Origin of the sequence: Streptomyces sp. NPDC002055, assembly GCF_040296705.1 — a bacterium.
Classification (GTDB): Bacteria; Actinomycetota; Actinomycetes; order Streptomycetales; family Streptomycetaceae; genus Streptomyces.
In genome coordinates this window covers 19,427-33,886 of record NZ_JBEOXS010000027.1, presented here as the reverse complement: position 1 = coordinate 33,886, position 14,460 = coordinate 19,427, and the positions used below count along the sequence as shown (strand labels likewise).

At 69.6% G+C, this 14,460-nt stretch carries 12 protein-coding genes and 1 CRISPR repeat array; of the genes, 10 read left to right on the top strand and 2 right to left on the bottom strand.

Annotated features, from left to right (window positions below):
* Positions 1-52: 52 nt before the first annotated feature.
* Entirely contained in the window at positions 53-559 is a 507-nt protein-coding gene (locus tag ABT112_RS18450; RefSeq protein ID WP_351510813.1) for a hypothetical protein, read from the top strand.
* A 94-nt stretch (positions 560-653) separates the two neighbouring features.
* Here ABT112_RS18450 and mug read toward each other — a convergent pair whose 3' ends face one another.
* The gene (gene mug, locus ABT112_RS18445; RefSeq protein WP_351510811.1) at positions 654-1,235 is read right to left on the bottom strand and encodes a G/U mismatch-specific DNA glycosylase; all 582 of its coding nucleotides are present in this window, start codon (positions 1,233-1,235) and stop codon (positions 654-656) included.
* A gap of 7 nt (positions 1,236-1,242) precedes the next feature.
* A complete protein-coding gene (gene purB / locus ABT112_RS18440) occupies positions 1,243-2,676 on the bottom strand; it encodes an adenylosuccinate lyase (RefSeq protein ID WP_351510809.1) in 1,434 nt (477 codons plus the stop codon).
* A gap of 431 nt (positions 2,677-3,107) precedes the next feature.
* On the opposite strand from purB, the gene ABT112_RS18435 reads away from it, so the two are divergent.
* From ABT112_RS18435 to cas2, 9 genes are all read left to right on the top strand, one after another.
* Positions 3,108-4,655: a recombinase family protein gene (locus ABT112_RS18435; RefSeq protein ID WP_351510807.1), complete on the top strand. Its 1,548-nt coding sequence runs from the start codon at positions 3,108-3,110 to the stop codon at positions 4,653-4,655.
* Between the two features lie 1,135 nt (positions 4,656-5,790).
* Entirely contained in the window at positions 5,791-6,501 is a 711-nt protein-coding gene (gene cas6, locus ABT112_RS18430) for a CRISPR-associated endoribonuclease Cas6 (RefSeq protein ID WP_351510805.1), read from the top strand.
* The gene (locus ABT112_RS18425) at positions 6,489-7,937 is read left to right on the top strand and encodes a hypothetical protein (RefSeq protein ID WP_351510803.1); all 1,449 of its coding nucleotides are present in this window, start codon (positions 6,489-6,491) and stop codon (positions 7,935-7,937) included. Before cas6 ends, ABT112_RS18425 begins: the two co-directional genes overlap by 13 nt.
* A complete protein-coding gene (gene cas7i / locus ABT112_RS18420; protein ID WP_351510801.1) occupies positions 7,937-8,995 on the top strand; it encodes a type I-B CRISPR-associated protein Cas7/Cst2/DevR in 1,059 nt (352 codons plus the stop codon). The genes ABT112_RS18425 and cas7i overlap by 1 nt, the downstream gene beginning before the upstream one ends.
* Positions 8,992-9,711: a CRISPR-associated protein Cas5 gene (gene cas5, locus ABT112_RS18415; RefSeq protein ID WP_351510800.1), complete on the top strand. Its 720-nt coding sequence runs from the start codon at positions 8,992-8,994 to the stop codon at positions 9,709-9,711. The genes cas7i and cas5 overlap by 4 nt, the downstream gene beginning before the upstream one ends.
* Positions 9,693-12,116 (top strand): CRISPR-associated helicase Cas3', encoded by a 2,424-nt coding sequence (gene cas3, locus ABT112_RS18410; protein WP_351510798.1) that lies wholly within the window; start codon positions 9,693-9,695, stop codon positions 12,114-12,116. The genes cas5 and cas3 overlap by 19 nt, the downstream gene beginning before the upstream one ends.
* Positions 12,113-12,634 (top strand): CRISPR-associated protein Cas4, encoded by a 522-nt coding sequence (locus ABT112_RS18405; protein ID WP_351510796.1) that lies wholly within the window; start codon positions 12,113-12,115, stop codon positions 12,632-12,634. The genes cas3 and ABT112_RS18405 overlap by 4 nt, the downstream gene beginning before the upstream one ends.
* Positions 12,634-13,614 carry a type I-B CRISPR-associated endonuclease Cas1b gene (gene cas1b, locus ABT112_RS18400; protein WP_351510794.1) on the top strand — a complete coding sequence of 327 codons (981 nt, stop codon included), beginning with the start codon at positions 12,634-12,636 and terminating at the stop codon, positions 13,612-13,614. Before ABT112_RS18405 ends, cas1b begins: the two co-directional genes overlap by 1 nt.
* Before the next feature lie 6 nt (positions 13,615-13,620).
* Positions 13,621-13,884: a CRISPR-associated endonuclease Cas2 gene (gene cas2, locus ABT112_RS18395; protein ID WP_351510935.1), complete on the top strand. Its 264-nt coding sequence runs from the start codon at positions 13,621-13,623 to the stop codon at positions 13,882-13,884.
* A gap of 220 nt (positions 13,885-14,104) precedes the next feature.
* Positions 14,105-14,459: a CRISPR direct-repeat array (repeat unit 29 nt; unit sequence GTCGTCATCAGCCCTGGAGGGCTCGCAAC).
* Between the last annotated feature and the right edge of the window lies 1 nt (position 14,460).

The following is a 14,460-nucleotide window of genomic DNA, read 5'->3' as shown; positions in this document are numbered from 1 at the left end:
GGCGGGGTGGCCGACCGTCCCAATTGTCAGACCCCCGGGGTTCACTGACGGTATGACCACCGCGGACCAGCTCGCCACGATCGACCGCTTGCGACGGCAGCCCTTGCCCGGGCAGTCCTTCCCCGAGCGGCCCTTCCCCGGGCGGCCCGGCCGGAACGGCGGAACCGCCGGCGGCCCCGGCTTCCACCTGGCCGAACTCCACCGCAGCCACGACTTCTGGGAGGACGACGGCACGGGGTGGCTCGAGACGCGGGATCAGTTCGCGGCGGAGTGCGCGGCCCTGGTCCTGCTGCTCTCGCGGCGCTGGGGGAGCCCGGAGCACGTCGACCTCGGCGTGCACCTGGAGCGTTCCGCGGCGGGCGAGCCGGTGCCGGAGCCGCTGCTGACGCTCTGTGGGTGCGCCACGTCGGTGCACGTCTGGCGGACCGGCGGCCGGTGGATCGGCATCGGGGTGGGACAGCAGGCCCGGGAGCTGCCGTTCCAACTGGTCGTCGCCATAGGGGAGGGGGACGTCGGGCCGTGCCCCCCGAGTGGTGAGCCGGGCGGCTGGGACGGCTGACCCGTTCCGGGGCCGACCTCCGGCTCCCCTCTTGCCGGGGCAGTGAGCGCGTCGTCCGGATCCGGCCTGCCGTCAGGGCGGCTGTACCGGCCTGTCAGCCGGTGTCGGTGTCGGGGCCGGGATCCGGGGCATCGCCCTCGTCCCGGGAGGCGGCGGCCCGCAGCCTGCCGAACTCCTCGGCCATCGCCGCCGCCGACCAGTGGGCGTTCAGACCGCTGGGATTGGGCAGCACCCAGATCCGGGTGGCGCCGATCGTCCGCTCCTGCGGGCCGACCGCCGCCTTGCGGTCGTCGAAGGCGACCCGGTAGGCGGTCACGCCGACCACGGCGAGCCACCGCGGCGCGTGGTGCCGGACCTTCTCCCGAAGGATCCGGCCGCCCTCGCGCAGCTCCTCCTGCGACAGCTCGTCGGCCCGGGCCGTGGTCCGCGCCGCGACATTGGTGATCCCCAGCCCGTAGGTGAGGAGTTCCCGCTGCTCGGAGGGCTTCAGCTGCCGCGGCGTGAAACCGGAGGCGTGCAGCACCGGCCAGAAGCGGTTGCCCGGCCGGGCGAAGTGGTGACCGGTCGCCCCCGACATCAGCCCCGGATTGATCCCGCAGAACAGCACCCGCAGACCGCCCGCGACCACATCCTCGATGGTGCGGTCCCGGGCGGCCTCCAGCTCCTCGGGTGTCATCGACGCGTCAGAGGATCGCCCCGGGCGTGTACGCCGCGGCCTCCGGGTGCGCGCCCACGATCTCCTCGATCCGCCGGACCACCGCTGCGACCTGCGCCGAAGCGGCACCGGTGAACGACAGCCGGTCGGCCATCAGCGCGTCCAGCTGCGCCCGGTCCAGCGGCATCCGCTCGTCCTCGGCGAGCCGGTCCAGCAGCTCGTTGCGCTCCGCGCCCTTCTCCCGCATGGCGAGAGCGGAGGCGACCGCGTGCTCCTTGATGACCTCGTGCGCGGCCTCCCGGCCGACGCCCGCCCGCACGGCCCCCATCAGCACCTTGGTGGTCGCCAGGAAGGGCAGGTACCGGTCCAGCTCCCGGGCGACGACGGCGGGGAAAGCGCCGAACTCGTCGAGCACCGTCAGGAAGGTCTCCAGCAACCCGTCGAGGGCGAAGAAGGCGTCCGGGAGGGCGACCCGGCGGACCACGGAGCAGGACACGTCGCCCTCGTTCCACTGGTCACCGGCCAGCTCACCGGTCATCGAGGCGTAGCCGCGCAGAATCACCGCGAGGCCGTTGACGCGCTCGCAGGAGCGGGTGTTCATCTTGTGCGGCATCGCGGACGAGCCCACCTGGCCCGGCTTGAAGCCCTCGGTCACCAGCTCGTGCCCGGCCATCAGCCGCACCGTCTTCGCCAGCGAGGAGGGCGCGGCGGCGAGCTGCACCAGCGCGCTCACCACGTCGTAGTCCAGGGACCGCGGGTAGACCTGGCCGACCGAGGTGAAGGCCTGCGCGAAGCCCAGGTGGGAGGCGACCCGCTGCTCCAGCTCCGCCAGCTTCGCCTCGTCGCCGCCGAGCAGGTCCAGCATGTCCTGCGCCGTGCCGACCGGGCCCTTGACACCCCGCAGCGGGTACCGGCCGAGCAGGTCCTCCAGCCGGCCGTACGCCACCAGCAGCTCGTCCGCGGCGGTCGCGAAGCGCTTGCCCAGCGTGGTGGCCTGGGCGGCGACGTTGTGCGAACGGCCCGCCATCACCAGCTCGGCGTGGTCCGCCGCCAGCTTCCCGAGCCGGGCCAGCGTCGCCACCGTACGGTCCCGCACCAGCTCCAGGGAGAGCCGGATCTGCAGCTGCTCCACGTTCTCGGTGAGGTCGCGGGAGGTCATACCCTTGTGGACGTGCTCATGTCCGGCGAGCGCGTTGAACTCCTCGATGCGCGCCTTCACATCGTGCCGCGTGACCTTCTCGCGCTCGGCGATCGAGGCCAGGTCCACCTGGTCGAGCACCCGCTCGTAGTCGGCGAGGGCCTGCTCCGGCACCTCGATGCCGAGGTCCCGCTGCGCGCGGAGGACGGCGAGCCAGAGCCGCCGCTCCAGCGTCACCTTGTACTCGGGGGACCACAGGAGGGCCAGCTCCGCCGAGGCGTAGCGGCCGGCCAGGACGTTCGGAATGCGGGGCTTGGAGGTCACGTGGCCTGAGTCTACTGGGCGTCGGCCCAGGCCAGAGCCCCGGCCTGGGCAACAGCTCCGACCCGTCGCCGTAGCGGGTCTTGTGCGTACCTACGAAGCGGAGCGGGTTCCCCCAGGTCACGCGGGGTGACACGGTCCCGCCGTCCGCCGTCCGCCGTCCGCCGTCCGCCGTCCGCCGTCCGCCGTCCGCCGTCCGCCGTCCGCCGTCCGCCGTCCGCCGTCCGCCGTCCGCCGTCCGCCACCGCGCCTTGTGGGCGTCCGGCCCGAAGGGGCCGTCCCGGGTCACGCCTCGTAGGGCAGCAGCTCCGCGCGCTTGGGCGGCAGCCCGTCCCCGGACGGTGTGACACCCGCCCAGGTTCCCTGCACGTAGAGTAGGGGACGCGTACGGCGAGGGGGCGGCGCAATCCGAGCAACAAGGAGCACCACCCCCGATGGCCGACAAGCTTCTCGTAGACCTCTACCTGCGCAAGAGCAAGAACTTGCGGGAAGACGACCACCGCCGAGAGCAGTCCACCGACACGCAGGAGGCATCCGGGCGCCGCTGGGCCGACCGCAACGGCTACACCGTCCGTAATGTGTGGGTGGATTTGGCGTCCGGCTACAAGGCGGATGCCAAGCGTCCCGATTTCGACAAGGCGCTAGCAGCGCTACGGAACCGGGAGACCTCGGCGCTGTGGTGCTACATGGTGGACCGGTTCTCTCGCCAGGGTGCCCGTGCTGTCCTCGACGTGATCGACCCGGCAGGCGGCACCGAGCCCGGCCGCCTGATCTTTGAGTACGACAACCTTGACTCCGCGAACGAGCGAGACAAGCGCTGGATCTTGAACCGGGCGATGGACGCAAAGGAATACAGCGATCAGCTTTCCGCGCGTACGAGGGACACCAAGCAGCAGCAGCGGGAAGACGGGCAGTGGGTTACGGCTCAGCCCCCGTACGGCTACCGCGTAGAGATCATCGGCAAGCGCCGTCAGCTCGTGCCTGACCCTGATCCAGCCAAAATCGTGCAGGAGATCTTCCGGCGAGTGAGTGCTGGCGAATCTGCGCGGACGATCTCCCGTGACCTGAACGCGCGGGGCATTCCGGGGCCGTCTGGGGGCGCGTGGCGGCACGCAGCGATTAGCCGGACCATCTCGCACCCTGCCTACGCGGGATGGCAGGTGATCAAGGAGGGGCGGCGGCTCGTCGCCTACCGGAACGAGGCAGGGGAGCGCGTCGGCCTGCGCACGGAGCTGGTGGATGAGGCTGGTCAGCGGCATGCACAGGGCGTGGCGGCGGGCAAAGTCCGTCCGCTGGCTGGCGACGGAACCCCGGGCGCTGGCAAGGCGTCTCACCTCCTCACTGACCTGCTGCGCTGTGACGGGTGTAAGCGCGCGATGACTTTCCGTGGGCTTTCGTACAAGTGCGAGAAGGAGCGGGCGTGCGGCATCTGCCCGGCTCCAGCGTCCGCGTACGCCGACGCACTCGAACGGGAGGTCGTCGGCCGCTGGCTCAACGTCGTCATGGCGCTGGAACCGACCGACGCCCTGGCGGTCAAGATCGCGGAGCGCTGGACGGCTCTGACGCTTCCCGAGGAGACCGAAGAGGCGAGGGGAGCGCGGGAAGCCCTCGCCGCTGCGGAATCGTCCCTGGGGCGCCTCATGGCGGACAGGCAGGCAGGGCTGTACGACGGTCCGGCTGCCCGTTACTTTGCTCCGCTGCATCGTGACGCGATCGACGCCGTGGAGGCCGCGCAGAAGCACTTGGACGCCGTTGCCCCGCGTGCTGTCATCGACACGAGCATCGTGGACGACGGCCACCTGTTGAGGGAAACGTGGGAGGCGGCAGAGCTGGACATGCGGCGCAGCCTCTTGCGACTCGCCATCGACCGCGTGACCGCGCGTAAGGCCCCATACCAGGGTGCTCGCTGGGACGGTGAATCCCGTGTGACGGTGGAGTGGGCTGCCGGCGAAGGGTCGGCACTTCCGACGGACAGCGAGTAGTCAGCAGCATGAGCGTCGACCTGGCGGCGCGGCTGCGGCTGAGCAGATCCTCGGCCGTCGCCTCGTCCCAGTGCTTGCCGTGCGGATCGGCGGATCGAAGTGGAACCGCGAGCTGGCCACGATGCGGCGGCTGTACAAGTGGGCGGTAGGGCAAGCGGTACATGGCCGCGAGTCCGGTAGTGGAGCGCGAGGTCATGGGTCGTCACGGTCAGATGTTGATCAAGAGACCTGGCGACCCTGTGACCAGCCACGCTGGCGGACTGTGCCCTGCTGACCTGCGCGAATGACCTTTCGGCTGTTTCACGCTCGTGCCGGTTGATGGAGCCGGAAGTCCCAGAAAAGTCCCAGAAAAGTCCCAGAGGGCTCCCACTGCTGATGGACGACCGGATCGTATGCTCCTGATGATCGACGACGACTCTGCGGTTGCTGGCGGCAGTGAGCCGGTGGAGCCTGCCAAGCCGACGCAGCCGGGTTGCGAGCCCTCCAGGGCTGATGACGACTCGGTCCATGGTGCACCGTGCTCTCGGCACAGCTCGGGTTGCGAGCCCTCCAGGGCTGATGACGACTGGTTGGGCCGGGCTGCGGTCTGGCGGAGCGTCTCGGGTTGCGAGCCCTCCAGGGCTGATGACGACGGCCGCGGCGGAGTACGTACCCGACGTCGATCAGTAGTTGCGAGCCCTCCAGGGCTGATGACGACGGCGGCGGGCCTGCACGCTCGCCTAGCCCAGCTCGCGTTGCGAGCCCTCCAGGGCTGATGACGACCCCGACGGTAAAGCCACAGGTCAGTCTGCGTCCAGAGCCTGGTCTTCAGCGCGGTACTGCAGCGACTCGGCGGTAATGCATCTGTGCAGGTCACAGCGCTTTGCCGACTGGTGCGCGGAGAGTGCAAGGTGTGAGTCGCGTACGGCGCAACGGCAGGCCAATCGTGATCGTTGTCAGTGGCGGCAACTGGCTTTCGACTGGCCGCCTTGTGCGCCTCCGCGTTCCTGTGCTCCCTGAAGGGGCATGACACCTACCATGTATTGGCCTATTCCGTGAGAAATGCGAGAAAATTATCATCCATCTCCCTTCGCATCACTATCCTCTCTGGCATGACAGTTGAGCTGAGTTTCATGGCTTCGGCTTCGTCTCCGGCGTGTGGTGGCAGGTCGCGATGCGCGTGAGGGTGGATGTCACCGCGGACGTGCCGAGTCTGCGGTGGGGGGATGTGCACGGCCCGGCGCGGGGCGTGGTGTACGGGTTGATCGGAGAGCATGACCCGGCGTTGGCGGAGTCGTTGCACGACGAGGGGTGGCGGGGGCACCCGTTGAAGCCGGTCGGGGTGACGAGCCCGCAGTTCAGGGGTGCGCCGCACAAGAAGGGGGTGTACACCACCTCTCCCGAGGGGTCGGTGTGGTTCGGCTCTCCTGTGCCGGAGATAGCGTCCGCTCTGGTGGCGGCGCTGGCGGCACGCACCGAGATCGTGTGGGGGACGGCCCGCCTGCGGGTGCGCGGGTTCACGGTCGATTTCGGTGCTCCGGCAGCTGTTGACGGCGTGGTGGAGCTGGTCACGGCGACGCCGGTCGTCATTCGGCACGAGGGCCGTGATCTGCTGCCCGGTGACGAGCGTTTCGTCGAATGTATGGAGCGCAATCTGGCCCACAAGGCTGACGTGCTGGGGCTGCCGGTACCCGGGGGTCTGAAGGTGCTGGAGGCTGGGCCCAGGCGCCGGTTCTCCGTGAGGGGAGCGCCGCGCATCGGAGCGCAGGTGCGCGTGGCGCTGGTGGCGGATTCCCGGTTCGTGGAAGCGCTCTGGTCCTGGGGGCTTGGCCTGGACACGGTGCAGGGGTTCGGATGGATCAGGTGAACTCGGACGTGGCCGTCGGGGAGCGGACGGGCGTGCTGACTTCCACGGGGCATCCGCTGCAGTGCGCGGGGGCGTGGGCGGTGGCGGTGATGGCAGGTCGGGAACGTCCGGACCAGGTGACCGCCGATGACCTGGACGCCGTCGCGGAGGTTGTCGGGGCGGATGCCGCTCGTGCGGCAGTGGCGGCGAAGACCGACGCGCGCTACGACTGGTGGAAAGTGTTGTTCGCGCTGTACCCGAACGCCAAGGTGACGCACGCCGGGCGGCCTCGTGACGTAGCGGTCTTGAAGAGTGAGATGGCGGCGATGTTCGCGCCCGACGGCGCCGGGGGAGCGGCGATGCCGTGCACGTTCTGCGGCGCGCCCGCCAAGGCGGTGTGGGCCAAGTCGAAGTTGCCCATGTTCGACACCAACAAGGCGCTGAACACGCTCCCGCCCGGTGTCCGGGGCTGGCCGGTGTGCCGGGGCTGCCGGATCGCGATGTGGGCGCTGCCGTACGGCTCGTGGGTCACGGCCGGCTCGGCGACGGTGCTGTCCTGTGAGGGCTGGCAGGCCGAGCGGGAGTTCGCCGCGGCCAATGTGCGGCGGGCGCGGCGCATCATTCACGCCGGTTTCTCCGGGGGGCTCGGTGCCGGTGCCCGCCCGGAGCTCGTCGCTCTTCGGGCCCTGCGTGCCATGGGGCACGGGCTGTCGGCCACGACGCTGTGGAGCTTCAAGAACGACAACCAGGAGCCGTGGCTGCGGGTGACGCGCACCCGTCGGGCGGTGCCGGCGTTCCTGGCGATGGTCGACGGAAACGCGCCGCTGAGGCGTGGCTGGCGACTGCTGGAGATCGCTCTCACCCGGCGAGACCAGGACGGACAGGTATCCGTCGGCGGATCGGCGGAGGCGGCACGTCTGCTGTTCGAGGCCGAGGACGGCCGGAGTCGTTCCTTGCTGGGACAACTGCATCAGCTGCTGTGGGACTTGGATCGCTGGAGCAGCCAGGATCGGGCGGCTCTGACCCGGCTTGCCTTCAGCTACGAGAAAGAGGTGTACGGCGTGGAGCCGGACCTGAGTGGAGTGGCGAACCTGATCGCCGACTGGATCGAGCACGGAAGCGGCAGCCCTCGCGGCCGGCTTGCGGAGTACCGCAACGCGGGGCAGAACGGCTACCAGCTGAGCCGCCTGCTCTACCAGGCGAGTTTCCGGCTGAAACTCGACGGCCGTTCAGTCGCGATCGGGTCTGAGGCGTGGCGGCCCTTTGTCCAGCGACGGCCCCGGGCGTGGGAGCAGCGGATGCTGCTCGCGGCGGAGGTGTTGCGGCTCTTGGACCAACGCGGCGTCGAGGTGGGCAAACAGCCCGAGGACCTCCGCGAACAGGAGCGGGTCGAGCAGCTCGTGCAGCAGCCGGTCCTCTCCGTTGATGACGACGACTACCACTTCGGAGGTGCCTGATGGCTTACCTGGCGGGCAGGATGTTGATCGCAGTGGAGGCGGGAGCCCCCAACAACGGCCGGAGCGAGGAGACGACAGCGCGGGTGAAGTACGCGACTGTCCGCGGCCGTCGGCACCCGTATGTCTCCGCTCAAGCCGCGCGCCGGTGGATCCGCGACGGCATGGTCGAGCAAGGGGCAGTCCCCTCACCGGTGACCCGGGTCGGCAAGGCCCAGGGCAAGGCACAGAAGGCCAATACCGCGGCCGACCCGATCCGGTACGCCGATGATGACCTGTTCGGCTACATGCGGGCCGGTGCGAAGAAGGACGATTCGGCGACCACGCTCCGGGACAGTCCGTTCATGCTGGGCACGCTCATGTCGGTGGCGCCGGTCTACCCCACTGAGGACTTCGGTGTGATGTCCAGAGGGGTCAGTGAACCGGTGCTGCACGGCCACGAGTTCTACACCGCCGACCTCGCGGCCCCGTTTCTCCTGGACCTGCCGAGGATCGGCACCTTCACGCTGCCGAACGCCGACGGCGTGGGACGTCCGAACTACCTGACCAGTGAGCAGGCCCTGCAGGTCGCTGAAGCGGCGGCCTCCGGTGCCACCGCTACGACGTTCCGGGATCAGCCCGCCGTACGGCTGCCGATCGAGGAGCGCAAGCGACGGGCCGCGCTGCTTTTGGATTCGCTGGCCCACCTCAGCGGCGGAGCCAAGCAGGCCCTGCACTACGGCGACCGCGTCCCGTCGTTGATCGTGCTGGTCCCCTTCAAGGGGGGCGTCAACCCGCTCGCCCATGTGATCGACGGCGATGAGGAGACGGGCTTGCGGGTACGCGGCGACGTGCTGCGCAAGGAGCTGGCCGCGTGGGAGGGAGAGTGGGAGGCCCCGGTGCGTATCGGTTGGCGTCCCGGGTTCCGCGATGACTTGCGCGAGGACTTCGAGAAGGAATGCGCGGAGGAACTCGCCGAGCAGACCGTGGTCATCGACCATCCCCGGGCGGTCCTGCGAGGGCTGGCGGCCGAGATGCGGACCACGGCGCTGGACGCCTGGTTCGAGGATCCCGCCCGGTGACCGAGGTGCCGTGCGGCGAGCCGCTGCCTGCCTGGCGGCTTGAGTTCTATGCCCCCGTGGCCTCTTTCCGTGATCCGTTCTTCCCCGGCCTTACGCGGGGCCTTCCGGTGCCGCCACCCTCGACGGTACGGGGACTGCTCGCCGCTGCCACCGGCGCGCCCTGCGAGTCCCTGGCCTTCGGGATGGCGGCCTGGTCCGAGGGTGACGGCGTGGACGCCGAGACGTATCACCCCATCGATGCCACCGGCCTGAACCCGGCTGTGTCCGGCCGGGTGCGTGCGGGGAAGGGAGGTATGACGCTCCGCAGCCGCCCCTTCCTGACAGGGGTGCACCTGACGGTGTGGCTGCCGGGAACGGAGGGCGACCGTGTCGCGCGGGCGTTCCGGCGACCGCGCTGGGCACTGCGTCTGGGCCGGTCGCAGGATCTCGTCCACGTCGAAGCGCGTGCTCAGGTGATGCTGGAGCCTGTCGAGGAGGCGATCGTGGGGCATGCGCTGGCGCCGGTCTCCGGCCACGACGTGCCGTCCGCGGTCGCCCACCGCATGGCGGCGTCGATCTCGACCGACCGGATGAGCACCCGCTGGAGCGACTACCTGTGGTGCGACCTGCCGGCCGGCCGCCATTGCGTGCGCGGCGCCTACCAGGACACCGGGTACGACGACGGAACGCGTCCGGACGGGGCAAAGGGGAGGGCACTGTGGCTGCTGGCTCCGTGACCGGTCCGGTCCCACGGCGAGGGTCTCTGGACGATATCCGCGCGAAATCCACGCCGGCCGAGGACCGGGAGCGGCTGACCACACATTCGCGCACCGTTCATGCCGCGGTCGCCCAGATCGAGGACCGCATCCACAACGCCGGGATCCTGGCCACCGAGCCTGCGTTCTGGTCCCGCGTCCGCCGGGCGGCCCTCCTCCACGACGCCGGCAAGATCGCCGAGGGATTCCAGCGTCAGGTCGAACCGGGCGGCACTCCGTGGGGCGAACGGCACGAAGTGCTCTCCCTCGCATACGTGGACCTGCTCGCGGGAGCGGGCGCCTGGAGTGACGAGGACCGGGTGATGGTGGCGACGCTGGTGGCCACCCACCACCGCCCCCTGCACGCCGCCTCCACCGGCAGCGGCGGCAAGCCGGCCCTGGCCCTTCAGTACAACCAGAAGACCGCATGGGAGGAGGCGTTCGGCACTACCCCCGGGGCCACAACGGACCAGGCCGTGGTCCAGGTCCCGCGGTTCCTGCACCGGGAACTGCTGGGATGGCTCTCCGGCTTCCTCACGGTCGACCCACCCAAGACGGCCTTGGGAGCCCCGTCCCTGGCCCAGCGCTCCCGGGACCTGCTGGAAATGCTCCTGGACATCTGGAGGCACCCCGCCAAGCCGCACCAGGGACTGCTCGCCGTCCTTGCGCAGGGCGCGCTCACCCTCGCCGACCACTCCGGTTCGGCGCACGAGAGCCTCCAGACGCACATGCCGCTGCTGCCCGGCTACCTCGCCCGACTGCCGTATGAGCCCTACCCCCATCAACAGCGGGCCGCAGGCACCGGCGGCCATCTCGTGCTCGCGGCACCGACCGGCAGCGGCAAGACCGAAGCCGGACTCGCCTGGGCTTCCGGGCAGCTGCGCACCATGCCCGGTCTGCCGCGGGTGGTGTGGACCCTGCCCTACCGGGCCTCGCTCAACGCGATCCGACGCCGCCTCGCCGACGGCCTCGTCCCCGCCCCCGGCGAGAAGAAGGCCGACATCGGTCTGCTGCACGGCACGGTCGCCCAGACCCTGCTCACCGAAGCCCTCGACGACGACTGCGCCGCCAGCCCCCCGCGGGCCGAGCCGACGGCCTCCCAGGCCCGCAAGGCGCGAGCGCAGGCCGGCGCGATGCGCCTGTTCACCCAGCGGCTGCGGGTGGCCACGCCCCACCAGCTCCTGAGCGGCGCCATTGCCGGACCGTCGTACTCCTCCGTCCTGCTCGAGCAGGCCAACTCACTGTTCATCCTGGACGAGCTGCATGCCTACGAGCCCGACACCTTCGGCCGCCTGTTGGCGGCAATGCGACTGTGGGAACAGCTCGGCAGCCGGTTCGCCGTACTCTCCGCGACCCTCGCCAGCGTGATGACCCGCCTCATCCAAGAGAGCGTCGAACATCCGGTCACCGTTCATCGAGTGCCCCACGGGACCAGCCCCGTACGGCATCGGCTGGTCCTCGACGAGACCCCCATCACCGCGGCGCCGAGCATCGAGCGTCTGAGGTCCTGGCTGCGCGAGGGACACAGCGTGCTCGTCGTGGTCAACACCGTCGCCGGCGCCCAGAGCCTGTTCGAGCAGCTCGCCGACGACGCCCGCGCGGCGCTGCCCGGTGACCCGTACGCGGCCCTGCTCCTCCACTCGCGATTCAAGAACGGCGACCGGGACGCCATCGAGAAGGCACTCCTCAAGCGCCACCCCGAGCGGCAGCCCGGCGAGAACCCACGGCGCGGCGGCCTCGTCGTCGCCACCCAGGCAGTGGAGGTCTCACTCCAACTCGACTTCGACCGCGGCGCCGTCGAGAGCGCCCCCGTCGAGGCCGTCGCCCAGCGCGCCGGCCGCGTCAACCGGCGCGGACTCCACCCCGACGGGCCCGCCGAGTTCCGCGTCCACCGCACCGAGGGGCACCTGCCCTACGAGGCCGGGGCGGTGGACGCCGCCTGGTCGGCCCTCACCACCCTCGCCGACCAAGGCGCCACCACCCTCAGTGAGCAGGACATCGACCAACTACTCGACCACGCCTACGCGACACCGTGGGGCGAAAGCTGGGAGGAAGAAGCACGCCGTCACCGTGACGAGTTCACCACACACTTCCTCACCTTCACCGACCCCTTCCACGACCGCAGCGAGTTCGCCAGGGAACTGAGCGAAAGGTTCGACAGCGTGGAAGTCCTCCACCGCGACGACACCGAGGAATACAGGAAGCTGACTCGCGGAAAGAACGGCGACCCCCTGCTCGCCGCCCGCCTCCTCATCTCCCTCCGATACCGCCAGCTCGCCATGTACCAACCCGAATTCGACCAGCACCTGCAGGTACGCCTGATCGACGGTGAGTACGACAGCACACTCGGCCTGCGACCGCGGACCGAGCGGGAGACCATCCTTTGAGCAGCCTCGACGACTTCCCGGCCGACGACGGCACCGCAGTCGGCGGCGTCCACATCAAGTACCTCGTCCACTGCCCGCGACAGCTCTGGCTGTACGCACGCGGCTACCGGCCCGAGCACCGCAGCGACCGGGTGGCCTTCGGCGAAGTGGTAGCCGACACCACCTTCACCCGCCGACGTGACGTCGACCTGGGCGAAGCAAAGATCGACTGGGTCACCACCGGCGCCGTCGTCCACGAGACGAAATCCTCACGCGCGCCTGCACCCGCTCACGCAGCCCAGGTCCGCCACTACTGCCTGCTACTGGAGCGCCGGGGCATCACCGTACGCGGCGGCACCATCCACTACCCGCTGATCCGCCGCACCACCGACGTCCCCTGGGACGACGACGCCCGCATGGCGGCCGAAGACACCGAAACCCAAGCCCGCAGCGTCATCGCCGCGACCGAACCACCCGCGCGACTGGCCCGCCCCGGCTGCCGCGGCTGCTCCTACCTCGACTACTGCTGGGGAGACTGATGCCCGCCGCCGGCCGCACCTACTGGCTCACCGAACCGTGCCGCATCCCCCGCGAAGACAACAGCATCCGCGTCGAACGCCCCGACGGCAGCCCGGTCCGCATCCCCATCACCGACATCCGCGACCTGATCGCCTTCGACCACGTCGACCTCAACACCTCGGCACTGTCCCTGCTGAGCCGCAACGGCGTGACCCTGCACATCCTTGACCACTACGGCAACCACGCCGGCCACTTCAGCCCAGCCGAATCCATGGCCTCGGCCGCCGTCATCCGCCGCCAGGTCGAAATCAGCGCCGACCCCGACCGCCGCACCGCCATCGGCCGAGCCCTCGTCCTCGCCGCAGCGGAAAACCTCCGCTGGGCCCTGGACACCGAACTCCTCGACCCCGCCCTGCAAGCGCTGCGCACCGACCTGCCCGACTGCAAGGACAACGACGCGATCATGGGCCAGGAAGGCAACTTCCGCCGCACCGCCTGGGCCGTCCTCGACACCCAGCTTCCCGCCTGGCTCCGCCTCAACGGCCGCACCCGCCGTCCCCCCACCAACGCCGGCAACGCCTTCATCAGCTACCTCAACGCCCTGGTCTACGCCCGCGCCCTGACCGCCCTGCGCAGCACCCCGCTCCACCCGGCCATCGGCTTCCTCCACTCCGACACCGACCGACGCCGCAACACCCTCGCCCTGGACCTCGCCGAGCCCTTCAAGCCCCTCTTCGCGGAGCGACTCCTCAAACGCACAGCCCACCAAAAGTCCCTCAAACCCGGCGACTTCGAAACCGACGTCGGAAGAGCCTCCCTCAGCAACAACGGCCGCAAGAAGATCGCCGCCCTCGTACGGGAAGAGCTGTCAACGACCGTCCACCACCGCACCCTCAAGCGGAAGGTCAGCTATGAAGAACTCATCCACCTGGAAGCACTGAAACTGGTCCGCCTCTGCCTGGAAGACACGCCCTACAAGCCTTTCCACCCCTGGTGGTGACCCGCCATCTTCGTCATCCTCGTCTACGACACCGCCGTCGAACGCAACCCCAAAGTCCTCAAGACCTGCCGCAAATACCTCCACTGGACCCAACGCAGCGTCTTCCAGGGCGAACTCTCCACCGCCCAGTACCGCGCCCTGATCGCCGCTCTCCGCACCACCATCGACCCCGACTACGACAGCATCGTCACCTACACCACCCGCTCCGCCGACATGATCGACACCACAACCCTCGGCGTCGCCCTGGGCGGCCCAGGAGACATCCTCTGAAACCACATACGACCGGAAGACGGCAAAATTCGGATAGCCGACCTCACCGGCTGCGCCATTCCGCGACGCAGAGTCGACCGGAGCCAAGAACTGGGCTCATGTGCCGCAGCAAGGCCACTCTGAATCGCTGACCTGCGGTAATGCCGCACCGACAGACCACCGCATAACCCATCCCCAACACAGCCAGAAGCATGGCCCTGAACTGGGACTTTACCCTCGGGTCGTCATCAGCCCTGGAGGGCTCGCAACATCGTGGCCCATTCGAGTGCCAGGGCGCCCAGTGCGGGTCGTCATCAGCCCTGGAGGGCTCGCAACATGTCGATCCGGCCGGGCAGCCGCCCGGACCTCGACGTCGTCATCAGCCCTGGAGGGCTCGCAACACCAACCCCGGTGAGCCGGGTGCGCTTGCGGCGGCAGTCGTCATCAGCCCTGGAGGGCTCGCAACCTGAGCGCACGTACGAGGAAGCCGAAGCCATCCGCGGTCGTCATCAGCCCTGGAGGGCTCGCAACACCAACCCCGGTGAGCCGGGTGCGCTTGCGGCGGCAGTCGTCATCAGCCCTGGAGGGCTCGCAACC

Excerpts from the sequence above, each read along its gene's own strand:
- cas7i (WP_351510801.1), top strand. The coding sequence starts at position 7,937 with ATGGCTTACCTGGCGGGCAGGATGTTGATCGCAGTGGAGGCGGGAGCC.
- ABT112_RS18425 (WP_351510803.1), top strand. The coding sequence starts at position 6,489 with ATGGATCAGGTGAACTCGGACGTGGCCGTCGGGGAGCGGACGGGCGTG.
- mug (WP_351510811.1), bottom strand. The coding sequence starts at position 1,235 with ATGACACCCGAGGAGCTGGAGGCCGCCCGGGACCGCACCATCGAGGAT.
- ABT112_RS18450 (WP_351510813.1), top strand. The coding sequence starts at position 53 with ATGACCACCGCGGACCAGCTCGCCACGATCGACCGCTTGCGACGGCAG.
- cas1b (WP_351510794.1), top strand. The coding sequence starts at position 12,634 with ATGCCCGCCGCCGGCCGCACCTACTGGCTCACCGAACCGTGCCGCATC.
- ABT112_RS18435 (WP_351510807.1), top strand. The coding sequence starts at position 3,108 with ATGGCCGACAAGCTTCTCGTAGACCTCTACCTGCGCAAGAGCAAGAAC.